Raw genomic sequence first — 20,103 nt, forward strand, 5'->3', positions numbered from 1 at the left:
CTTTATATCCTGCGCCTGCGCCAATGGGAAGGTTTAGCCAATCCGCAGAAGATTGATCATCCGCTTCTGGCCGTGCCCTTTGACCAATTGCCACCCGAGCAGCCCCTGCCTGAATTGGACAAGTTGATGCAAGGGGTACTCAAACGCGCTAGGGAAGACTGGCCGCAGTATGATGAAGTGCTGTCTTTGCCAGCATTGAAGAGTTGAGTAGGGGCAAAAGAAGCATCAGAGATATCTGCAAACTGGCGAGCGAAAAGCGAAAAGGGGACACGAAAAGGGGACAGATTTATTTTTCTAGTAGGAAATAAATCTGTCCCCTTTTTGAGGGCTTGAAGGGCTATCACGAGCTGATGCTCGTGCGGTTGAGCAAACACTCATAGATTTCCATGGGCTCGGGAAAGACGGCGGTACCTTGATAAATAAAATTAACTCTATCTCACAAGTTAAAAATCCGACTAAGTACGAGCAGGGTTTGGTTCGCGGTGCTGAACTGCTGAGGAGTGTGGGATATGCGGGGTTCTAAATGACGAAAAAAGTGAAGTTTGGCGATGTATTGCAGATTTTAACTTCCGAAGGAATTGCTTATGCGCAGGTTACGCACAAGAGTCCAGAGTTTGGTTATTTGATTCGGGTTTTTTCTGGAGTCTATGGGAAACAGCCAGAGAGCTTTCTGGATGTGGTGCGTAACCCGGTTCAGTTTTCTGCTTTTTTTGTAGTTCAGAGTGCTGTCAATCAAGGGTTGTTGACAGTGGTCGCCAATGTGCCTGTGCCTGAGGTGCTACAAATTTTTCCAGTGTTCCGTTCCAGAAACGGCGGCGCAGGTGGGTCTATTTGGTTGTGGGATGGAGAAAAGTCTCTTCGGCTGGAGAGAGACCTAACGCCGCAGGAATTGGAGTATCCCACTGAGGGTATAATTAGCGCTCCTCTTTTGGTTGAGCGAATTGAAATGGGTTATCGTCCTGAAGTACATGAGGTGTGGTGAGAGGAAAAGGGGACGATGAGGGAAGCGAGGAAGAAGTGAAAAAAAGGACAGGTTGCATAAAAATATTGGAGTGTAGTGGTGGTACTGAGTGAGTCGATTTTTCTACTTTGATTTATAGATCGTGTCTATTGATCAGAAAAGGGAACACGGAAAAGGGGACAGCGGAAAAGGCGGAAAAGAGGACAGATTTATTTTTTCTGCTAGACGAATGACATCGGGTGGAAAATAAATCTGTTCCCTTTTCCGTCTACTACTGGAATAGCCACCGCAGCCTCCGCAGGGTTTATCGAAAGCTGAACGGAAGCAGTGGATTAGAGAGAGGACGCATATTGAGCAAATGGACTAAGCAATGACTAAATTCTTACAAGCTGTGGCGCTTCTGTTGCCTATAAAAATTGAAAGAGTATTTTGGGATGGTGATATTCTGATGCTTTTTTCGGCGGGGTGGCGCTTTCGGACTAGGGGCGCGTGGCGTGTTTCTAAGGGAGGGAAGCTGCTGGTCGCTTACTGGGATGACGACTCCCTTGACTTTGTTTCTGCGCTTTCAGGTTTGTCCATTGTTGAGGTAGGTTGGCTTATTGATGCTCAGCCAATCGATCCATTCTTTAGATTGTATGATGGCCGCATCTTGACTACATTTTATTCGTCATCAACTGACCCGTGGTTGGTGGAGTTCTCGGATGGAGCCGTATATATAGGAAACACATGATGCTATCGAAAAGGGGACCGAAAAGGGGACAGACCGGAAAAGGGGACAGATCTATTTTTCGGCTAGACGAATGGCATCAGATAGAAATCTGTCCCCTTTTCCCGTGTCCCCTCTTCCCGAGGACAAATTGATGGTCACTTATGCGTATGCCTTGGAGCTGGCGAAGGAATATCTAAAGGGCTCCGAAGTTCCTTTGCAAATTACATATGAGGGAGAATTTTCCGAGGGGTGGTATTTCTGCTACCAATCAAAGGAGTTTTTGGAAACAGGTGAGCTGTCAACTCAGCTCGCAGGGAATGCCCCGTTTTTAATTGATAGGCAGTCTGGTGAGCTTTATATTCTTGGAACAGCAAAGCCCATAGATAGCTATTTGAAGGACTATATGAAAGAGAAATCCTTGAGGTTAAGGTAATTTAATGGTGTAAAAACAACTGGGTCGATAGATGTGGAAAAGGGGACGGATTTGCTTTTCAAGGGGAAAGGGGCGGACTTATTTTTCTCAGCTAGACGAGCTGCGTCGATGAAAGATAAATCTGTCTTCTTTTTAGGGTGATTAGGATATGAGCAGTTTGGAAAGGTTGTTAGTAAACTCAAGTTCATCGTTGAGTCAGGGTGAGCCGGCGATTCAAGAGTATTTGCTTGAATATGCAGGAGCGTTGGCTGACCAACTTTTGGGTATGCTTCGTCGGCGTAATGGGTTTTACGCTCTCGAAAGCGCATTGCATGTATTTCCAGCATGCTCCAGCCAGCACGAGCTTGATATCACTGATTGGAATGAGCATGCACTATGGCGCAGTCGATACAACGGTCTTGCAGACGGTTGCCTATTTTTTGCCGAGGATATATTTGGCGGGCAGTTCTGTCTCAAGGACGGTAACGTTTACACATTTGATCCGGAGCTCGGCTGCCTTGATTATTTGGCTGGCGACATTGAACAATGGGCGCAAACACTCCTTCATGATTATGAAGTTCTAACAGGTTATCCATTAGCGCATCAGTGGCAAAAACAGAATGGCCAGCTTTCTGCTGGAAAGCGCGTTGTGCCTAAGACGCCATTCGTATTGGGCGGTGAGTTTACGATTGATAATCTGCATATGATTGACGCTGTTGAAGGTATGAGGCTCAGGGCCGATTTAGCGCTTCAAATCAAAGAGTTGCCTGACGGTGCTCAGATTAAATTTGACGTTGGTGAATGATTTCTTGAGGCGCTAGCGGGAAAAGAGGCAGATTTATTTTTCTGTTAGGAGAGTTGCGTCGATTGATAAGTCCAGGGTGGAGTTTGAGTGTAATCTGCTTGGATATTCCGAAAGCACAGGGGTTCAAGCCATGAGCATAATGAAGTATCCGCGTTACAAGGTGTTTGCTGCATTTTTCTTCTGTCCGTTTGTTCTAGGGTTTATGGCTGGGATTTACAAGTTTGTTACCCTCCTTGCGCACTTGGTGAATACTCCGGGATTGTTGGGTGAGGTCAAAGGAATAGAGCTAGTCGCTATGCCTTTCCTCGTGCCGTTCATTGTGCAGGTGGCGTTTCTTCCGCCGTTCCTAGTATTTGCACTGATCATTGCATGGATGAAGGTCGGTAGAACGTCACGAAACTGTGTGCTTGTCTCTTTGTCGGGTGGGCTTATTGCCATGTTCTGGGTGCTGCTGTTCCTGGCGGTAATAGAGGGTGGTATAAGCGACGCCCAGTTCTCCGATCATTTTTTTGAAGTGGCAATGATTTCTTTTGCTTCGATCGTTATTTGCTGGTTGGCGGCGCGTTTCTTTTTGCCAGCCGAGGAAAACATTGTGATTGAGAGTGTGGACTGAGAATGGGAAACGGATAGGACCAGATTTGAATGGCACCCAAAAACAGAAAAGGCCGCCCAAGCGGCCTTCAACCTTTTACCCCAGTCCTTGTCGGCAACACGGCCCTCCACGCAATGCCTCCACCAGCGCCTGGCAAATCTCCAATGATTGCCATGTCGCCCAGGCCTTGTCCGCCAATGGCCGCGAGAGCATTTCGCAGAGCTGGGCGTTGCTCTCGAATGCCGAGGTTATCGCCGCATGCAGATGCATCAGCGCATCCTCGATATCGGCATCGGGGTGTACGGCGAAAAGCGGCGGGTGCGCGCCATTGCATGAGCCGAAATGGGTCAGTGTGGTTGTGCGGCGTTGAGTGGGTGAGGGTGGATCGGGGACAAGCTTCTTCATCACGTGCTCCTCTGGTCAACAGGTGCTGCCACGAACCGGCTGTCAAACCAGGAGGGTGGCAACTGTGCGTGGGTTGACAGACCAGGGACCATGAGGAGAACGACCTGGCGCGCCCGAAGGCGCCCACACGCACAGCCGCCATAACGACTGGCGTCTCCTCGTAAAACGGTCTTCAGGCCTGTCAAAGCCGGTCGTTGTTGAGCAACGACCGGCGAAGGCTAGGCAACCATTTCCAGGAGCGCAACGCTGGATGGGGCGGAAAAGTATGCTTGGGAAATTGCCTACACGAAAGTCGGAAGCGGTCTGATGTTTGTAGGGTAAATCGCCTATCGGTGAGCGATTGAGGACTCCTTCGGGCTGTACCATTCCGAGGTATTGGACGCCGATCTTTTCGATCGAATCATTAACCTTACCGTAACAAAGCACCTCTTCCCTTGATTGATGCCCTGCGGCCTGCACTTCTAATGTGCCTTCACGAAAGCGGATTTCGTGGAGTTTCCAATGCCAACAACACGCTCCCCTCCGCCGCGCTGTTCCTGTCGCCGCGCCGGGACGATCCGGCGATTCGCTCGGTGCGTGCCCCGGCCCGGCGTGTCCTCGCGCCTGGATCCCCTGTATTTTCTGCTGCGCCAGGAGGTGAACCGCAGCCGATAGCACTACCGATTACCGAAGCACAAGAACAATAACTTCGACGAATCAACGAGGGTAAAAACAATGATCATCTACGGTGTAGCCCTACCTGCCTTTTGTTCCCGGGCCGGTTTCATCAGGCTGGACAGCGGATTGCTGTCCGATGAAACGAACCTGCTGCCTCGGGAGGACGTATGAGCCCTGAAATTGCAACGATCATCGGTCTGGTGGTGATGTTCATCGTGGCCACGGCGCTGCCGATCAATATGGGCGCAGTCGGCTTTACCCTGGCGTTCATCGTTGGTGGCGTGTGGGTCGGCATGGGGGGCAAGGAGGTTCTGGCCGGGTTCCCTGCCGATCTGTTCCTGACCCTGGTCGGAATTACCTATCTGTTCGCCATCGCCCAGAAGAACGGCACCATCGACCTGTTGGTGCATTGGGCGGTGAAGGCGGTACGAGGCCATATCGTGGCCATTCCCTGGGTGATGTTCATCGTCACTGCCGTGCTCACGGCGTTCGGTGCGCTGGGGCCGGCTGCGGTTGCGATCATCGGCCCGGTCGCGCTGCGTTTTGCCAAGCAGTACGAGATCAATCCGTTGATGATGGGCCTGCTGGTGATCCACGGTGCGCAGGCGGGCGGGTTCTCGCCGATCAGCGTGTACGGCGGCATCACCAACCAGGTGGTGCAGAAGGCTGGGTTGGACGTTACGGAGATGGCCGTGTTCCTCACCAGTCTCGGCTTCAACGTGCTGATGGCGTTCATCTGCTTCTTCGCCTTTGGCGGCATCGCCTTGCTGCGCCGTGGGCGTGCCGTGGTCGAGGAGCCGTTGCTCGCCGGGGTGCAGGCGTCGTCGCGGGAGTTCGCCATCGAGGGCCATGGTGCGTTGGTCAGTGCCGGTGGCGGCACCCTGTCCAATGATCCGCAGGCGCTGAGTGAGCTGCAGATCAATCGCGATCACCTGATCACGCTGGTCGGCCTTCTGGGGCTGGGCATCGCCGCGCTGGCATACGACCTGAACGTCGGCCTGGTGGCGATCACCGTTGCCGTCGCTATCGCGATCGTTTCGCCGTCGGCGCAGAAGGGCGCGGTGGACGGCATCAGTTGGTCCACGGTGCTGCTGATCAGCGGCGTGGTGACCTATGTCGCCGTGCTGCAGAAGGCCGGTGCGGTCGATTTCGTCGGCCACGGCGTCAGTGCCATCGGCATTCCGCTGCTGGGGGCGCTGCTGGTGTGCTATGTCGGGGGCATCGTCTCCGCGTTCGCATCTTCGGCGGCGGTACTGGGGGCAACCATCCCGCTGGCGGTTCCCTTCCTGATGCAGGGCCATCTCGGCGCGGCTGGTGTCATCTGTGCGCTGGCGGTGTCTTCCACGGTGGTGGATGTCAGCCCGTTCTCCACCAATGGCGCCCTGGTGGTGGCTTCGGCGGCGAAGGAAGAGCGCGAAGCCTTGTTCCGTCGCTTCCTTGTCTACAGCGGGTTGGTGGTGGCCTTCGGGCCGCTGCTGGCCTGGCTGCTGTTCGTGATGCCGGGCTGGATGTAGGCCCTGCGCAGGTGGCGGCCGCAGGTCGTCACCTCACCTCTGCCGGCATGCGCTGCGGCGTTCCTATATGCTCACGGGCAGCCCCTTCCTGCCTGGACCCGAGTATGCAAATCGACGAAGAGCTGACCCTGAAGAAGCTGGAAATCTTTCTCTCGTTCATGCACAACGGCAACCTTGCCCGCGCCGCCAGCGAGCTGGAGACCAGCAGTGTCAGCGTGCACAGGGCCATCCATTCGCTGGAGAACGCTTTGCGCTGCCCGCTGTTCAAGCATGAAGGGCGCAAGCTGACGCCGCTGGAAAGCGCCTATGTGCTGGAGGAAAAGGCCCGCAAGCTGATCCAGGACGCCGGTGAAATGGTGCGTCTGACGCGTGAGGCCGCCGGCTTCTCGTCCGAGCGCTTCAAGCTCGGCGCCTTGTATTCGCTGACGGTGAAGACCGTGCCGCAACTGGTCATGGGCCTGAAGCTGCGGCGCAGCGAGCTGAATATCGACCTGATCCTCGGCTCCAACGTCGACCTGATGTATCGCCTGAAAAACTTCGAACTGGACGCCATCCTGGTTTCCCTGGACGAAAGCACCAGCGACCCGGCCTGCGAACAGTTGCCGTTGTTCTCCGACGATATCTTCCTGGCCGTGCCCACCGACTCGCCCTTTGCCCTGGAAGCCGAGGTGGACCTGGCCGATCTCGCCGCCTCGACCTTCATTACCTTGGCCCAGGGCTTCGCGACCTACCGCGATGGGGTGCGGGTGTTCGAGCAGGCCGGGTTCAAGCCCAACGTGGCCATGCAGGTGAACGACATCTTCACCTTGCTCAGCATGGTCAGTTCCGGGGTGGGCTACGCCTTGCTGCCGGGGCGGATCTCGGCGGTCTATGAAAACCGCGTCAAGCTGATCCCGCTGCAGCCGCGCTATCGCCTGCAGCAGCATATCGGCGTGATGTTCCTGAAGAGCCGCGAGCGGGACCCGAACCTGCTGGCGCTGGTTGCTGAGTGCCGTATGTACAGCCGGGGGCGTGAAGAGGGGTGAGAAGGTTCGTCAGGAGGTTGCGTCAGGGCTTATAGGTGCTCGGCTTGGCTTTTCTGGCGTCCTTGAGATTGAGCGCCGCCCGCGCGGCGCATCGCTGGCAAGCCAGCTCCCACATTTGTTGCAACGTACCTATGCCAGCCAGGCCATGGTTGACCGCTCTGTTTGTATGACTCGATATCGCGCCGAACCCAATAGCCATTCCCACGATGGATCGCCGAACATCCAAAGGCTGGCAATGGAGATCTCACAGGCCATGGCGCGTTGCAACAAATGTGGGAGCTGGCTTGCCAGCGATGCGCCGCGCGGGCGGCGCTCGATCTGGAGAGCGCTGCAGATCCATCGGCTAGCACAGAACCCGCACCTGCGATCATGACAAGGAGGTATCTGCCTCCCTGCGCAGTAGTGCATCCAGGGTATCCGCACGGGCGTCCTGGCAGGGGATCACGGTTCCGGGGTTGAACACAGGCCGGGACAGGCCGCTGAGCACGGCGCCGGGTGGCATCTCCACCAGCAGGCGCACGCCCCGTTCCCAGGCGGTGCGGACGGTCGCCGCCCAGTCGACGCGGCGGCACATGTTGAAGGCCAGGTCGTCGCGCAGGGCCTCGGCGGTGGGCACAGGCCTGGCGCTGTTGCTGCTCAGGAACCTGATGCCGGGGCGGCGCAGGGGGACCGCGGCGAAGGCCTGTGCCAGTTCCCTGGCCGGCGATTCCAGCAACGGGCAATGGGACGGCACGCTCATGGCCAGGCGCCTGGCCGCGCGAGCGCCCATGGCCAGCGCTCGTTGGGCAACCCGTTGCATGGCCTGGTCATCGCCGGCGATCACGAACTGTTGCTCGGCATTGATATTGGCCAGGAACACCGGCTCGCGCTCGGTCTCGATCAGTCGTTCGACGCTGCCCTGGTCCAGGCCGATCAAGGCCGTCATGCCGTAACCAGCGGGGTAGGCACGTTGCATCAGCTCGCCGCGCAGGGCCACCAGGCGCACCGCGTCGGCGTAGTCCAGGGCGCCGGCGATCACCGCTGCCGGGTAGGCACCGATGGACAGTCCGGCAACGTAGTCCGGTGGCGGGTTGCGTTGCAGCAGCCCGCGCGCGGCTGCCACGCCGGCCACCAGCAGGCACAGTTGCACGGCGCGAGTGGAGGCCAGTGCCTCGCGGCTGTCGAGGCCCAGCAGGGACTCGCCGAGCACATCGCCGGCTTCTTCCAGGCAGGCCCGGCCCGAGGCGTCCTGCACCAGGCCTTGCAGCATTCCGGCGCGTTGCGCGCCCTGGCCGGGAAAGGCGAACAGGCTGCTCATGCCGGCTGCTCCGCGAGGTGCCAGGGATCGCTGACCAGGCGGGCGCCGTCGCGGTGCTTGAGCAGCACCTTCGTGCTGTCCGTGACCCACTCGGCCAGGGCCACGGCGCCGTTGGGCGTTTCCAGTTGCAGGTCGATGCGGCAGGCCATGGCCTTCAAGGCCTGGCCCAGGCTTCGGGCTTCGCCACGGCTGATGGGCGTCGGTGTACGCAGCAGCAGGTCGAGATCACTGTCGGCGTGCAACACCGTCAGCCCGGTCGCCAACTGGTAGGCGACGCCACCGGTAGGGCCCCAGTCGAGGCCGGTGCCGTCCAGGATCGGTGTGACCTGGTGCAGGGCAACCAGTGCGGGCAGGTCCGCCGGGCCGTTCAGGCGCAGGTCCTCGGGGCGGCGCCGGCAGCGCACTGCCGCAGTCGTCATCCAGGCCGCCAGGCGCCGCGCGCGCTGGTCGCCGCGCACGCCGACCGGCACCGATCCCGCTTCGCCGCTGGCCCGGCGTACCACTACCGGCAGGCCGGCGCCCAGCACCTGGCGCGCCCAGTTCGGGGCATCTTCGGGCAGTTGCGCGGGGGGCATGCCCCACAGCAGATCGTGTGCGCGAAAGGTGCTGTTCATCCGACTTACCACTGGGCCCGCAAGCGCTCGCGCACCCGCGACGACATCGCCCGGTTCGGTGCGCCGAGGCGGCCGCGCAGGTCGGTGCTCGTGCCGATATCCAGTACCGCGCGGGCCAGCACCTCGTTGACCCTGGCGGTATCCGCCGCGCCGGGCTGCTCGATGCGTTCGACCTTGACCCGCTCCCACAACAGCCCCAGCGAGGCATAGCTGGCGATGTCGTAGGCCATGGGCGGGACGCTGGCGGCCAGGGCTTCGAGTTCCTCGACGCTGCGCAAGGTGATGCGCGCGGCGGCGGCCTTGCCCATGGCATGCACCATCACGCCGTCGTCGTCCAGGGCGATCAGGCGCTGGGCCTGGTAGCCGTGGGCCAGGAAGGCCCCCGACATCGCCTTGCCGACCAGCAGGGCAATCACCGGGTGACCGGCGAGCCGGGCGCGGGCATAGGCATCCACTGCGCCGGCCAGCGCCTGGTGGATACCCAGCGCCTCCTCGCGCCGGCCATAGGCCTGGCTCGGTACATCGACCACCGCCACCAGCACCCGTGGGGTAGCGCCGAGGTCGGCCTCGATGGCCTCGTCTATGGCCTTGGCCAGGCCCCAGCCTTCGAGCAGGCCGACCTCGCCCTGTCGCGCCCGGGGGAACGGATTGTGTGCGTCCGGTACCACCGCCAGGTAGCGCGCGGGGCGGTTCGCCAGCTCGCCATCGATGACTTTCACCGAGGCGGGAAAGCCCGGCAGTTCCTGCCCGGCGGCCAATGCGCGCAGCCACTGGTATCCTCGGCTCATTGCAGTTCTCCCTGGTAGATGGCGCGCACGCGGCGCGCGTCCAGTTGTTCGCAGTCCGCCCCGAGCTTGTTCAGCAGGGCAAGGAAATCGGCATGGCGCCGGCTACGGGGCAGGGCGGGTTCGCCGGCGGCGAGGGCCCTTGCCAGCGCCGTACGCAACTGCTCGACATCGTCCGCGATGTAGCTGTCTGCCAGTGCGCAGGCATGCCGTTGTTCGCCGCCGGTCAGGCTCCAAATGAAGGGCCGGTCGCGGGAGTCGTATTCGTCGATGCCCGCTTCCTGTTCGATCACCTGCGGGCCATTGAGGCCGAGGCGCGCTTCGCGGGTGACGATCAGGTGACTGCACAGCCCGGCAGCGATGGACATGCCGCCAAAGCAGCCAACGGCGCCGGCGACCAGGCCGACTACCGGCTGGAACTGACGCAGCTCGACGATCGCCGCCTGGATCTCGGCGATGGCCGCCAGGCCCAGGTTGGCTTCCTGCAGGCGTACGCCACCGGTTTCCAGCAGCAGTACCGCGGCGGTGGGGATGCCCTTGCGGTTGTCCTCGACCGCCAGTTCAAGGGCGCCGGCGATCTTGGCACCGCCGACCTCGCCCATGCTGCCGCCCTGGAAGGCGCCCTCGATGGCGGCCAGCACCAGCGGCCGGCCGTCCAGGGTGCCCTTGGCGATGACCACGCCATCGTCGGCCTGGGGCACGATGCCCTGGCCGGGCAGCCAGGGCGACATCAGGCGATCGAACGGCCCGAGCAGTTCGCGCATGCTATCGGCATCGAGCAGCGCCCGGGCACGCTCGCGAGCGCCGAGTTCGACGAAGCTGCGGCTGTTGAGCAAGCGGGCGACATCAGTCATGGGCAATCTCCTCGAAGCCTTGTTCCAGGCGCAGGCGCACCACACCCGGGGTAGCGCCGAAGTCGTGGATGTCGATGTTCATGGCCGGCGGCAACTGCTCGGTGAACAGGCGCTGGAACAGCTGCTCCCAGCGTGGCGCACTGCCGTTGACCGAGGTGACCACGGTGATTGCCAGCACACCGTGGGCGCCGGGTTCGAGCAGCACTTCAAGATCGCCGGAACCGACGCAGCCCACCAGGGCACGGCCTGCGCCAGGCTCGCCGGCGGGAAAGGTGAAAGACAGGGTTTCCATGTTCAGAGGCTCCCGGCGTTATCGAGGAACAGGCAGGCCGCCAGCAAGTCGGCGGCGCCGCCTGGCGAGGCGTTGAGGGCCAGCAGGCTGGCGTCCAGTTCGCTCAGGCGGCGGCGCCCGGCAAGGCTGGCGCTGCCGCCGGCATCGAGGATGGCCCGGGCGCCTTGCTGCATGGCGTGCAAGCCCTGCGGCCCGGCGCGCCAGAGCACGCAGGTGTCGTCGAGGGTGGCCATGATCGCCAGCAGGGCGTCGAGGCGCGCATTCTGCTCGCCCGCGCCGCGGCTGCGGCTGGCCCGCAGTTGCGGCAAGCCATGGCCGAGTACCGCCGGGAAGCCCGATTGCGCTTGTTCCCGGGCGCCGCGTGCACCGTAGCGACGTTGCACCTGAAGGCCGTGGCTGTCCGGCTGCCTTGGCGCGAAGCGGTCGTCGATCAGGGCGATGCGTCCGGCGCGCGCGGCGACTGCACTGGCGTCTTCGCCTGGCTCGCCGAGCGCACGGGCGGCGACCAGCAGGCCCAGGGCCCAGATCGCGCCGCGGTGAGTGTTGACGCCGCCGGTGGTCGCCAACATCGCGCGTTCACCTTCACGGCCAATGCGCCCGAGCGCTTCGCGCAGCGGCAGGCCGACTTCGCCCAGGGCCAGTGCAGCCTCCGCCATTTCCTTGAAGCATGGCCAGAGCGCCAGGGCCGAGGCGTGCATCAGGCCAAGGTGCAGATCGTGATGGGCACCCGTGCCGCGGCGGTCCACCAGTGCCGGTTTGGGCGACAGGTCGGCCTCGTCGATCAGGGCGTCCACGGCGGCATCGGCCAGCCAGTGGGCGAGCGGAAGCGGGGTATGGATCAGTGTGGATACGCTCATTTACCAGCTCCTGAAACGTGCGGGCGGGTTGTACAGTCCGCCGGACCACTCGACCAGTTCGGCGATGCTCTTGGCCGCGAGCAAGGTGCGACTGGCCTGGGTGCGCTGGATGCCGAGGTCCTCGGGCAGTGCGATCAGGCCTTCGCGGCGCATGCGCTGGGTGTTTTTCGGATCGTGGCGCAGGCCGATGGCGGTGACGCCGGCGACCGCTGCGATCATCGCCTGGCGTTCTTCGAGGCTGCGCGCCTTGTACAGGTAGGCGATGCCTTCCTCGGTGAGCAGGTGGGTCACGTCGTCGCCGTAGATCATTACCGGCGCCAGGGGCATGCCGGCTTTCCTGGCCACGTCCACGGCATCCAAGGTCTCGACGAAGGTGGGCTTGCCGCCTTCCTGGAAGGTTTCGACCATCTGCACCACCAGCTTGCGGCCCCGTTCCAGCAGGGTCACCGGCTCGGTCATGTCCAGCCAGGCCGGGGTCGCGTGGCGGCGGCCGCGTGGGTCGTGGCCCATGTTCGGCGCGCCGCCGAAGCCGGCCAGGCGGCCGCGGGTAACGGTCGAGGAGTGCCCGTCGCCATCCACCTGCAGGGTGGCGCCGATGAACAGGTCGACGGCATACTGGCCGGCCAGTTGGCACATCATGCGGTTGGAGCGCATCGAGCCATCGCGCCCGGTGAAGAACACGTCCGGGCGCTGCGCGATGTAGTCTTCCATGCCCAGCTCGGTGCCGAAGCAATGCACGCTCTCGACCCAGCCGGACTCGATCGCCGGAATCAGCGTCGGGTGCGGGTTGAGCGTCCAGTTGCGGCAGATCCTGCCCTTGAGGCCGAGGGACTCGCCATAGGTCGGCAGGATCAGCTCGATCGCGGCGGTGTTGAAACCGATGCCGTGGTTGAGCGACTGCACGTTGTGCTTCTCGTAGATCCCACGTATCGCCATCATCGCCATCAGCACATGGACCGGCTTGATATGGCGTGGGTCGCGGGTGAACAGCGGCTCGATGTAGAACGGCCTGTCGGCGACCACCACGAAATCGATCCAGGACGCCGGGATATCGACCCGGGGCAGGTCGCGGACATCGTCGACCAACTGGTTGACCTGGACGATCACGATGCCGTCGCTGAAGGCAGTCGGTTCGACCAGGGCCGGGGTATCCTCGGTGCTCGGGCCGGTATAGATGTTGCCCTCGCGGTCGGCCATGAAGCCGGCCACCAGGGCCACGTTGGGGATCAGGTCCACCAGCAGGCGCGAGTACAGTTCGATGTAGGTATGGATGGCGCCGACTTCCAGGCGGCCGTCTTCGAGCAACTGGCCGATGCGCAGGCTTTGCGGGCCGGCGAAGGAGAAATCGAGCTTGCGGGCGATGCCCTGTTCGAACAGGTCCAGATGCTCGGCGCGGCTGACGCTGGGCATGATCATGTGCAGGTCGTGCAGCTTGCCGGGGTCGGCCTTGGCCAGCGAGCGGGAGAGGAAATCCGCCTGTTTCTGGTTGTTGCCTTCGAGCACCACCCGATCACCGGGGGCGATCAACAGTTCCAGGGCTTCGACGATTCGTTCACCGGGTATCACCGCGCCATTTGCGAGGTCGCGCAGCAGATCGAGCCGCCGCTGCTTCTCGGTGCGCCGGCGCGACCACTGCGGTGGGGGGGAGGGTCTTGTTGTCATTGGGTGACTCCACGGGTCCGCTTTCGTGGAGGTCAACATACGAGGGGAGGAGGAAAGGCATCAATCAAGATGGTTCGCGGATCATTACGCTTAAATTAACGATCGCTCAGGCTGGAACATGGCAAAAGATGTTGAAAACCCTTGTGTATCGCTCTGTCAGCTGAACAGTGAGATGTGCGTCAGTTGCGGGCGGACCAGGGAAGAAATCCGCAAATGGCGCGGGATGAAAAGGCCGGAGAAGATGGCCACGGTGCAGAAGGCGGCGCTACGGATGAAGGGCCTCGCGAAGAAGAAAAAGTAGAGCCCGGGATATATGCGCCGCAACCCGGGCCAGCAGCGACAGCAGCTTGCCGCCGACGATCTGGCTGTAGTGCGGAACCTGTGGGAGCTGGCTTGCCAGCGATAGCGGCGGTGAAATCACTATCACAATCGCTGGCAAGCCAGCTCCCACAGGGTCCGCAGTGTTGTCTGGTTTTATGTTCGGCGTTTGAGAGTGTCGGAGGGAAGCTCGCCAAACGACGGCGCCAGGCTTTCGTGACGAATATTGGTGCTCAGCAGCGACAGCAGCCTTTTGCCGACGATCTGGCTGTAGTGCGGACCCTGTGGGAGCTGGCTTGCCAGCGATAGCGGCGGTGAAGTCACTACCGCAATCGCGCGCAAGCTCGCTTATGCAGTAGGCCCACATTGACCTGTCGGGTTGTTGGTTACACCTCGAACGTATCGTGTGAGTCCCTGCAACAGCTGAGCGAAACGGTGGGCCATCACTCCACCTTCGGAAGGGCGCAGCAGGGTGCTGCTGATTTCCAACTGCAGGGTCGGCACCTGCTTGCTTGAGGCAAAGCGGGTAATTGTCTGGTTCTTTTCGGCAGCGAAGTAATTATTCGAGAGGTTGGTCATTCCTTCCTGGCGCAGATGTTCAACAAGATCAACCAGAAGGGCCTGATTGCCCAATAACGATTTGCCATTCATGGTGCCGATATCGACATCGTAGGGCCTGAAATCACTGCTTCCGTGGATATCCAATACGAGTGCTGGACGTTGGCTGCCGATCAGTTCTGCCAGTTGGTCTTTAAACTCGTTGTCATCGTAATAGTTGGGATCGGATGGCGTGCGGTACTGCGTATATATCACCGTCGCACAGGTAGTTCGATTCAGCATTTGCGCCAACGCTGCAGTGCCGGCGCCATCGGAGAACCGATACTTGCCCTCCCGGAAAGGTTCCGTGGCGTGGGGAGCGGTGATGATGACCTTGCTGCTGCCCTTGAGAACGACCACTGGCGACTCGCCGCTGGGCGCGGCGGTATCAGCCTGTGCGGAGATTCGGTTCTCCAGCTCGATGGCCTGCTGCACCATCGCGGGCTCGATAATGGCCCGTTGTAACGATGTTTCACGCGGTACTTCGTTGGAGTCAAATGCGTAAGCTGCCGGGCTCAGTGACGAGATGACGAAGGCGGTCATATATGCCAGTTTCATGGTGTCTCCTGCGGTGATATCCATTTCGTTGACGGCCATTTCGAATTATAGAAGTCGACGGCAGGAAGAAACTGATCGTTTTTGCCAGGGCGCGGGAAAAGTGAAAAAAGGGAGACAAGGAAAAGGGAGGACGGATTTATTTTTGCCTTCGCTCCTGTTTGAAGGGCCGCATACGCGGCCCTCGCATCGGCTGTCAGCCACTTGCTCCATGCTGTGCCAACCCGCTCAATAACGACTCCACCAACGCCTGTGAAATCTCCAATGAGTGATAGGTTGCCCAGGCCAGCCCGCCCAGCGACCGTTCGGTCTGTTCGCAAACCTGGGTGTTGGTTTCGGATGCCGATTTCAGGGTCATGGACAGATGCACCAGCGCATCTTCGATATCGACGCCATCACAGACCGCGAACAGCGGTTTGTGGCTGTTGTTGCAGGCGCTGAACTGGGTATGGACGGTAGTGAGGCGAGGGGGATCGGGTACGAGTTTTTTCATGGTGCATCTCCTTCTGCGGCCAAACTGCCAGCCCTCGCCGCGAAACGAAGGGTGGCAGCTGTACGTGGGTTCGCGGACCGAGGCAAAAGGAACCCGGCAGACCCGAGGGTCTCCCACGCACAGCCGCCATTGCACAAACGGCAGGCGCAAAAAAAGCGCCTGCTATCTGGATGGCGCTATCGAAGCACCTTTCGCCAACAGACCGCGAAGTCTGTGTCGCTGGATCGCAGCGACCGGCGAAGCGTAGGCAGCAAATGCCCAGGAGCGCAACGACTGAGAAGGCGGAAAAGTATGCTTGGGAAATTGCCTACATGAAAGTCGGAACCGGTCCGAAGCTTGTAGGGTTTTTCGGCCATCGGTGAACGATCAAGCGCCTTGTGGCGCCTGCATCGCCCCCGAATTTTTGAACGACACCTCCCGGCCCCGCCTCCAACGCTCATCACCCGGAGGATTTCCCATGCAGCCCAAGACCGAAGGACTGGAAGAGCACGGCCCAAGCGGCGTGCCCTTCATCAACGACCCCGAGAAGCCGTCCTCGCCGCCCCTGAACGATGCCGATGCAACCGACGCCGCGGAGGCGGAGGAAGATATCGAGGACGACGGTCAACAGGCGTAGCGGATCACTTGATCAGCGGTACACCGCTGAGCTTCTGCAGCTCGTCGAAGTCGATATCGGCGCAGATCTCGATGACTTTCAGGCCCTCGGCCGTGACTTCCAGCACCGCCAGGTCGGTATAGATGCGGCTGACGCAGGCGATACCGGTCAGCGGGTAGGTGCATTCGGGGACGATCTTGCTTTCGCCGGTTTTGGTCAGGTGGTCCATCATCACGAACACCTGGCGCGCGCCGGTGGCCAGGTCCATCGCGCCGCCCACGGCGGGAATCGAGCCTTCGGCACCGGTGTGCCAGTTGGCCAGGTCGCCCTTGACCGATACCTGGAAGGCACCCAGCACAGCGATGTCCAAGTGGCCGCCGCGCATCATCGAGAACGAGTCGGCGTGGTGGAAGAAGGCGCCCCCCGTGAGCAGGGTCACGTGCTGCTTGCCGGCGTTGATCAGGTCGTCGTCCTCCTCGCCCGGGGCCGGGCTCGGGCCCATGCCCAGCAGGCCGTTTTCGCTGTGCAGGAACACTTCCTTGTCGCCCAGGTAGTTGGCCACCAGGGTCGGTGCGCCGATACCGAGGTTGACGTACGCGCCTTCCTGGATGTCGGCGGCCACGCGCTGGGCCATCTCGGTGCGGGAGAGTTTTTTGGTGATGGTCATGGCAGGCCTCAGACAGCTTTGGCGATCGAAGAAGCGGCAGCGCCGGAAACGGCGACCACGCGCTGGACGAAGATACCGGGAGTGATGATGTGCTCCGGGTCCAGTTCGCCGAGTTCGACGATCTGGTCGACCTGGGCGATGGCGGTCTTGGCGGCCATCGCCATGATCGGGCCGAAATTGCGCGCGGCCTTGCGGTAGGTCAGGTTGCCCCAGCGGTCGCCCTTGTGCGCCTTGATCAGCGCGAAGTCGGCGTGCAGCGGCATTTCCAGGACGTACTGGCGCCCGTCGATCTCGCGGGTTTCCTTGCCTTCGGCCAGCAGGGTGCCGTAGCCGGTTGGCGAGAAGAACGCACCGATGCCCGAACCGGCAGCGCGGATGCGCTCGGCCAGGTTGCCCTGCGGGACCACTTCCAGTTCGATCTTGCCGGCGCGGTACAATTCGTCGAACACGTAGGAGTCGGACTGGCGCGGGAACGAGCAGATCACCTTGCGCACGCTGCCGGCCATGAGCAGTGCGGCCAGGCCGATCTCGCCGTTGCCGGCGTTGTTGCTGATGATGGTCAGGTCGCGGGCGCCGGTGGCGATCAGCCCGTCGATAAGCTCGGACGGCATGCCGGCAGTACCAAAACCACCGACCATGATGGTCGAACCGTCGGTGATCCCTTCCACCGCACTGGCGATGGACTCATACGTTTTATTGATCAAAGCGGGCTCCTGGTCATTCCTGGAGTATTGATTGCCGGACTGGCCGACGCGCCACAAGGCCTGGGCCAGTCAGCGCCTGGAGTCGTTGGCTGACTTGTCCATAGCGTGCCGCAGAGAGGGCGACAAGTAGAGGGGGTTTGGCGGAATTGGTGCGATTATCGAACTGTTGTGCGATCTGCGCGCAGTTGCGCGCCCGAACTATTTCCCGTACGACGCGGACCCTGTGGGAGCGGGTTCACCCGCGATTACGATGGTGGAGCCACCGCCGCAATCGCGGGTAAACCCGCTCCCACAGGGGCCGAGCCGTCTATATGTTCAAATTCACGATCCGTGTTCCATACCTCTCCATTTCACCCGTTGAACCCGTTCCTGCCGCAGCTATCCTCGACACCAGCCTGAAAGAACAAGAAATGGAGTACCGCCGATGTTCCCTGACTTCCATAAATCCACCTGCATCATCGACGGTGTCGAGATTGCCTACCGCAAGGGCGGCGCGGGCCCGGCGCTGCTCCTGCTGCACGGGCATCCGCAGACCCATGTGATCTGGCACAAGGTCGCCGCTTCCCTGGCCGAGCATTTCACCGTGATCGCCGCCGACCTGCGCGGCTACGGCGACTCCGCCAAGCCCGAGGCCGACCCCGCCCACGAGCGCTATTCCAAGCGCACCATGGCCAACGACATGGTCGGCCTGATGCGCGAACTGGGCTTCGACACCTTCGCCCTGATGGCCCACGACCGTGGTGCCCGCGTCGCTCACCGCCTGGCCCTGGACCATCCGCAGCGCCTGAGCCGCCTGGTGCTGCTGGATATCGCCCCGACCCTGGCCATGTACCGGCAGACCAACGAAGCCTTCGCCCGTGCCTACTGGCACTGGTTCTTCCTGATCCGCCCGGCGCCGCTGCCGGAAACCCTGATCGAAGCCGACCCCGAAGGCTATCTGCGCAGCGTCATGGGCGGGCGCAGCGCCGGCCTTGCACCCTTCACCGACGAGGCCTTCGCCGAATACCTGCGCTGCCTGTCCCTGCCCGGCGCCGCCCGCGGGGTATGCGAGGACTACCGCGCCGCCGCCGGCATCGACCTGGAACACGATCAGGCCGACATCGATGCCGGCAACAAGCTCCAGCTTCCATTGCTGGTGATGTGGGGCCGTGATGGCGTGATCGGCAAGTGCTTCTCGCCGCTGCAGGCGTGGCGCGCCATCGCCACGGACGTGCGCGGCGGCGAACTGCCGTGTGGCCACTACATCGCCGAAGAAGCCCCCGAGGCCCTGCTGGAACACACGCTGCCGTTCCTCCGTGATGGACATGACCATGACTAGCCCAAGAACGCTGTACCGAAAACACATCGACGCCCATACCGTGTGCGAGCTGGACGACCAGGGCCATGTGCTGCTGTACATCGACCGCCAGGTCGCCAACGAGTACACCAGCCCCCAGGCCTTCAGCGGTTTGCGCGAGGCGGGGCGCACGGTCTGGCGGCCGGCGGCGACCCTGTGCGTGGTGGACCACGTCAATCCCACCACACCCGAACGGGGTGCCGAAATGGCGGACCCGGGCGGTGCGCGCCAGGTCAGCTACTTCGAGGAAAACTGCCGCGACTTCGGCATCGAGCTGTTCGGCGTGCTCGACAAGCGCCAGGGCATCGAGCACGTGGTGGCGCCGGAACAGGGCTTCATCCTGCCGGGCATGGTGGTGGCGGCGGGCGACAGCCACACCACCACCTACGGTGCCCTCGGCGCATTCGGTTTCGGCATCGGCACTTCGGAGATCGAGCACCTGCTCGCTACCCAGACCCTGGTGTACAAGCGCCTCAAGACCCTGCGCGTGACCGTCGAGGGCGAGCCGGGCCCGGGGCTGGTGGCCAAGGACATCATCATGGAACTGATCCGCCGCATCGGCGCCTCCGGTGCCACCGGCTACGCCATCGAATTCGCCGGCCCGGCCATCGACGCCCTCAGCGTCGAAGGGCGCATGACCCTGTGCAACATGGCGGTGGAAGCCGGTGCCCGGGGTGCCTTCATGGCCCCGGACGACAAGGTTTTCGACTACCTCAAGGGCAAGCCGCGGGCGCCCCGTGGCGCCGTGTGGGAGCAAGCCGTGGCGCGCTGGCGCGAGCTGTCCAGCGACCCGGGCGCGCAGTTCGATCGTGAGGTCACGCTGCAGGTCGGCGCACTGGAGCCCATGGTCACCTGGGGCACCAGCCCCGACCAGGCCGCCGCCATCGGCGCCTGCGTGCCCGATCCACTGGCCGAGCCGGATCCGATCCTGCGCCAGGACCTGCAACGTGCCCTGCGCTACATGGGGCTGCAACCCGGCATGGCGCTCAGTGGCATCCCCATCAGCCATGCCTTCATCGGATCCTGCACCAATGCCCGGATCGAAGACTTGCGCGATGCCGCCCGTGTGGTTCGGGGACGCAAGGTCGCCGAAGGGGTACGGGCGATGATCGTCCCGGGCTCCACCCAGGTGCGCGACCAGGCCGAAGCCGAGGGCCTGGCGCAGCTCTTTCGCGAAGCCGGCTTCGAATGGCGGCAGTCGGGGTGTTCCATGTGCCTGGCGATGAACGATGACGTGCTCAGTCCCGGTGACCGCTGTGCGTCCAGTACCAACCGCAATTTCGAAGGCCGCCAGGGGGCTGGCGCGCGTACCCATCTGATGAGCCCGGCGATGGTCGCCGCGGCAGCGGTAAGCGGCCATCTTGTCGATGTGCGTTCGCTGCAAGGGGAGGTGTGAG

General features: G+C 61.6%; 23 protein-coding genes and 1 pseudogene. 12 read left to right on the plus strand and 12 right to left on the minus strand.

Annotation, left to right across the window (positions count from 1 at the left end; genetic code table 11):
- The 6 genes and pseudogenes from N7650_RS15505 to N7650_RS15530 form a co-directional block, all read left to right on the plus strand.
- Positions 1-207: pseudogene (locus N7650_RS15505) on the plus strand (hypothetical protein); the annotation flags it as partial.
- Between the two features lie 316 nt (positions 208-523).
- Positions 524-982 (plus strand): hypothetical protein, encoded by a 459-nt coding sequence (locus tag N7650_RS15510; RefSeq protein WP_080604749.1) that lies wholly within the window; start codon positions 524-526, stop codon positions 980-982.
- Positions 983-1,331: 349 nt separating this feature from the next.
- Positions 1,332-1,691: a hypothetical protein gene (locus tag N7650_RS15515; RefSeq protein ID WP_279898971.1), complete on the plus strand. Its 360-nt coding sequence runs from the start codon at positions 1,332-1,334 to the stop codon at positions 1,689-1,691.
- 130 nt (positions 1,692-1,821) lie between these two features.
- On the plus strand, positions 1,822-2,103 hold the full coding sequence (locus N7650_RS15520; RefSeq protein ID WP_009398917.1) for a YrhB domain-containing protein: 282 nt from the start codon (positions 1,822-1,824) through the stop codon (positions 2,101-2,103).
- 148 nt (positions 2,104-2,251) lie between these two features.
- Positions 2,252-2,887 carry a DUF2625 family protein gene (locus N7650_RS15525; RefSeq protein WP_279898973.1) on the plus strand — a complete coding sequence of 212 codons (636 nt, stop codon included), beginning with the start codon at positions 2,252-2,254 and terminating at the stop codon, positions 2,885-2,887.
- 130 nt (positions 2,888-3,017) lie between these two features.
- Positions 3,018-3,500 carry a hypothetical protein gene (locus tag N7650_RS15530; RefSeq protein WP_009398920.1) on the plus strand — a complete coding sequence of 161 codons (483 nt, stop codon included), beginning with the start codon at positions 3,018-3,020 and terminating at the stop codon, positions 3,498-3,500.
- A gap of 75 nt (positions 3,501-3,575) precedes the next feature.
- Here the strand turns inward: N7650_RS15530 and N7650_RS15535 are convergent, their stop codons facing one another.
- The gene (locus N7650_RS15535; RefSeq protein WP_037060085.1) at positions 3,576-3,884 is read right to left on the minus strand and encodes a hypothetical protein; all 309 of its coding nucleotides are present in this window, start codon (positions 3,882-3,884) and stop codon (positions 3,576-3,578) included.
- An 824-nt stretch (positions 3,885-4,708) separates the two neighbouring features.
- Here N7650_RS15535 and N7650_RS15540 point away from each other — a divergent pair.
- Positions 4,709-6,055, plus strand: a complete 1,347-nt coding sequence (locus N7650_RS15540; RefSeq protein ID WP_009398922.1) for an SLC13 family permease — start codon at positions 4,709-4,711, stop codon at positions 6,053-6,055.
- A gap of 104 nt (positions 6,056-6,159) precedes the next feature.
- Positions 6,160-7,080 carry a LysR substrate-binding domain-containing protein gene (locus N7650_RS15545; RefSeq protein WP_279898977.1) on the plus strand — a complete coding sequence of 307 codons (921 nt, stop codon included), beginning with the start codon at positions 6,160-6,162 and terminating at the stop codon, positions 7,078-7,080.
- A gap of 367 nt (positions 7,081-7,447) precedes the next feature.
- Here the strand turns inward: N7650_RS15545 and mdcH are convergent, their stop codons facing one another.
- From mdcH to mdcA, 7 genes are read right to left on the minus strand one after another with little or no spacing between them, the layout of a single operon-like run.
- A complete protein-coding gene (mdcH, locus tag N7650_RS15550) occupies positions 7,448-8,377 on the minus strand; it encodes a malonate decarboxylase subunit epsilon (protein ID WP_279898978.1) in 930 nt (309 codons plus the stop codon).
- Complete coding sequence (locus N7650_RS15555) at positions 8,374-8,991, minus strand: malonate decarboxylase holo-ACP synthase (protein WP_279898979.1); 618 nt, start codon at positions 8,989-8,991, stop codon at positions 8,374-8,376. The genes mdcH and N7650_RS15555 overlap by 4 nt, the downstream gene beginning before the upstream one ends.
- Before the next feature lie 5 nt (positions 8,992-8,996).
- The gene (mdcE, locus tag N7650_RS15560) at positions 8,997-9,779 is read right to left on the minus strand and encodes a biotin-independent malonate decarboxylase subunit gamma (protein WP_279898980.1); all 783 of its coding nucleotides are present in this window, start codon (positions 9,777-9,779) and stop codon (positions 8,997-8,999) included.
- Positions 9,776-10,630, minus strand: a complete 855-nt coding sequence (locus N7650_RS15565) for a biotin-independent malonate decarboxylase subunit beta (protein WP_279898982.1) — start codon at positions 10,628-10,630, stop codon at positions 9,776-9,778. The genes mdcE and N7650_RS15565 overlap by 4 nt, the downstream gene beginning before the upstream one ends.
- Positions 10,623-10,922, minus strand: coding sequence for a malonate decarboxylase subunit delta (locus N7650_RS15570; protein WP_009401959.1), 300 nt, complete (start codon positions 10,920-10,922; stop codon positions 10,623-10,625). The genes N7650_RS15565 and N7650_RS15570 overlap by 8 nt, the downstream gene beginning before the upstream one ends.
- A 2-nt stretch (positions 10,923-10,924) precedes the next feature.
- On the minus strand, positions 10,925-11,779 hold the full coding sequence (locus N7650_RS15575) for a triphosphoribosyl-dephospho-CoA synthase (RefSeq protein ID WP_279898986.1): 855 nt from the start codon (positions 11,777-11,779) through the stop codon (positions 10,925-10,927).
- Positions 11,780-13,441: a malonate decarboxylase subunit alpha gene (mdcA, locus tag N7650_RS15580; protein WP_279898988.1), complete on the minus strand. Its 1,662-nt coding sequence runs from the start codon at positions 13,439-13,441 to the stop codon at positions 11,780-11,782.
- A gap of 118 nt (positions 13,442-13,559) precedes the next feature.
- Here mdcA and N7650_RS15585 point away from each other — a divergent pair, with 118 nt between their 5' ends.
- Positions 13,560-13,742 carry a DUF1289 domain-containing protein gene (locus N7650_RS15585; RefSeq protein WP_009401950.1) on the plus strand — a complete coding sequence of 61 codons (183 nt, stop codon included), beginning with the start codon at positions 13,560-13,562 and terminating at the stop codon, positions 13,740-13,742.
- 365 nt (positions 13,743-14,107) lie between these two features.
- Here the strand turns inward: N7650_RS15585 and N7650_RS15590 are convergent, their stop codons facing one another.
- Positions 14,108-14,914 carry a ketol-acid reductoisomerase gene (locus tag N7650_RS15590; protein ID WP_279898990.1) on the minus strand — a complete coding sequence of 269 codons (807 nt, stop codon included), beginning with the start codon at positions 14,912-14,914 and terminating at the stop codon, positions 14,108-14,110.
- Positions 14,915-15,107: 193 nt separating this feature from the next.
- Entirely contained in the window at positions 15,108-15,404 is a 297-nt protein-coding gene (locus N7650_RS15595; protein WP_279898992.1) for a DUF3077 domain-containing protein, read from the minus strand.
- 457 nt (positions 15,405-15,861) lie between these two features.
- On the opposite strand from N7650_RS15595, the gene N7650_RS15600 reads away from it, so the two are divergent.
- Positions 15,862-16,020 carry a hypothetical protein gene (locus tag N7650_RS15600; RefSeq protein WP_279898993.1) on the plus strand — a complete coding sequence of 53 codons (159 nt, stop codon included), beginning with the start codon at positions 15,862-15,864 and terminating at the stop codon, positions 16,018-16,020.
- A 4-nt stretch (positions 16,021-16,024) separates the two neighbouring features.
- Here the strand turns inward: N7650_RS15600 and N7650_RS15605 are convergent, their stop codons facing one another.
- A complete protein-coding gene (locus N7650_RS15605; RefSeq protein ID WP_279898994.1) occupies positions 16,025-16,666 on the minus strand; it encodes a 3-oxoacid CoA-transferase subunit B in 642 nt (213 codons plus the stop codon).
- Positions 16,667-16,674: 8 nt separating this feature from the next.
- Complete coding sequence (locus N7650_RS15610; protein ID WP_009404708.1) at positions 16,675-17,370, minus strand: 3-oxoacid CoA-transferase subunit A; 696 nt, start codon at positions 17,368-17,370, stop codon at positions 16,675-16,677.
- 424 nt (positions 17,371-17,794) lie between these two features.
- On the opposite strand from N7650_RS15610, the gene N7650_RS15615 reads away from it, so the two are divergent.
- Together N7650_RS15615 and leuC are read left to right on the plus strand one after the other, a co-directional pair.
- On the plus strand, positions 17,795-18,688 hold the full coding sequence (locus N7650_RS15615) for an alpha/beta hydrolase (protein ID WP_279898997.1): 894 nt from the start codon (positions 17,795-17,797) through the stop codon (positions 18,686-18,688).
- On the plus strand, positions 18,681-20,102 hold the full coding sequence (gene leuC, locus N7650_RS15620) for a 3-isopropylmalate dehydratase large subunit (protein WP_279898999.1): 1,422 nt from the start codon (positions 18,681-18,683) through the stop codon (positions 20,100-20,102). Before N7650_RS15615 ends, leuC begins: the two co-directional genes overlap by 8 nt.
- The last annotated feature ends 1 nt before the right edge of the window (position 20,103 follow it).

Origin of the sequence: Pseudomonas sp. GD04058 (assembly GCF_029836855.1) — a bacterium.
Taxonomy (GTDB): Bacteria; Pseudomonadota; Gammaproteobacteria; order Pseudomonadales; family Pseudomonadaceae; genus Aquipseudomonas; species Aquipseudomonas bharatica.

Coding starts and splice junctions, on each gene's coding strand:
- N7650_RS15510 (WP_080604749.1), top strand. CDS start 524: ATGACGAAAAAAGTGAAGTTTGGCGATGTATTGCAGATTTTAACTTCC.
- N7650_RS15515 (WP_279898971.1), top strand. CDS start 1,332: ATGACTAAATTCTTACAAGCTGTGGCGCTTCTGTTGCCTATAAAAATT.
- N7650_RS15520 (WP_009398917.1), top strand. CDS start 1,822: ATGGTCACTTATGCGTATGCCTTGGAGCTGGCGAAGGAATATCTAAAG.
- N7650_RS15525 (WP_279898973.1), top strand. CDS start 2,252: ATGAGCAGTTTGGAAAGGTTGTTAGTAAACTCAAGTTCATCGTTGAGT.
- N7650_RS15530 (WP_009398920.1), top strand. CDS start 3,018: ATGAGCATAATGAAGTATCCGCGTTACAAGGTGTTTGCTGCATTTTTC.
- N7650_RS15535 (WP_037060085.1), bottom strand. CDS start 3,884: ATGAAGAAGCTTGTCCCCGATCCACCCTCACCCACTCAACGCCGCACA.
- N7650_RS15540 (WP_009398922.1), top strand. CDS start 4,709: ATGAGCCCTGAAATTGCAACGATCATCGGTCTGGTGGTGATGTTCATC.
- N7650_RS15545 (WP_279898977.1), top strand. CDS start 6,160: ATGCAAATCGACGAAGAGCTGACCCTGAAGAAGCTGGAAATCTTTCTC.
- mdcH (WP_279898978.1), bottom strand. CDS start 8,377: ATGAGCAGCCTGTTCGCCTTTCCCGGCCAGGGCGCGCAACGCGCCGGA.
- N7650_RS15555 (WP_279898979.1), bottom strand. CDS start 8,991: ATGAACAGCACCTTTCGCGCACACGATCTGCTGTGGGGCATGCCCCCC.
- mdcE (WP_279898980.1), bottom strand. CDS start 9,779: ATGAGCCGAGGATACCAGTGGCTGCGCGCATTGGCCGCCGGGCAGGAA.
- N7650_RS15565 (WP_279898982.1), bottom strand. CDS start 10,630: ATGACTGATGTCGCCCGCTTGCTCAACAGCCGCAGCTTCGTCGAACTC.
- N7650_RS15570 (WP_009401959.1), bottom strand. CDS start 10,922: ATGGAAACCCTGTCTTTCACCTTTCCCGCCGGCGAGCCTGGCGCAGGC.
- N7650_RS15575 (WP_279898986.1), bottom strand. CDS start 11,779: ATGAGCGTATCCACACTGATCCATACCCCGCTTCCGCTCGCCCACTGG.
- mdcA (WP_279898988.1), bottom strand. CDS start 13,441: ATGACAACAAGACCCTCCCCCCCACCGCAGTGGTCGCGCCGGCGCACC.
- N7650_RS15585 (WP_009401950.1), top strand. CDS start 13,560: ATGGCAAAAGATGTTGAAAACCCTTGTGTATCGCTCTGTCAGCTGAAC.
- N7650_RS15590 (WP_279898990.1), bottom strand. CDS start 14,914: ATGAAACTGGCATATATGACCGCCTTCGTCATCTCGTCACTGAGCCCG.
- N7650_RS15595 (WP_279898992.1), bottom strand. CDS start 15,404: ATGAAAAAACTCGTACCCGATCCCCCTCGCCTCACTACCGTCCATACC.
- N7650_RS15600 (WP_279898993.1), top strand. CDS start 15,862: ATGCAGCCCAAGACCGAAGGACTGGAAGAGCACGGCCCAAGCGGCGTG.
- N7650_RS15605 (WP_279898994.1), bottom strand. CDS start 16,666: ATGACCATCACCAAAAAACTCTCCCGCACCGAGATGGCCCAGCGCGTG.
- N7650_RS15615 (WP_279898997.1), top strand. CDS start 17,795: ATGTTCCCTGACTTCCATAAATCCACCTGCATCATCGACGGTGTCGAG.
- leuC (WP_279898999.1), top strand. CDS start 18,681: ATGACTAGCCCAAGAACGCTGTACCGAAAACACATCGACGCCCATACC.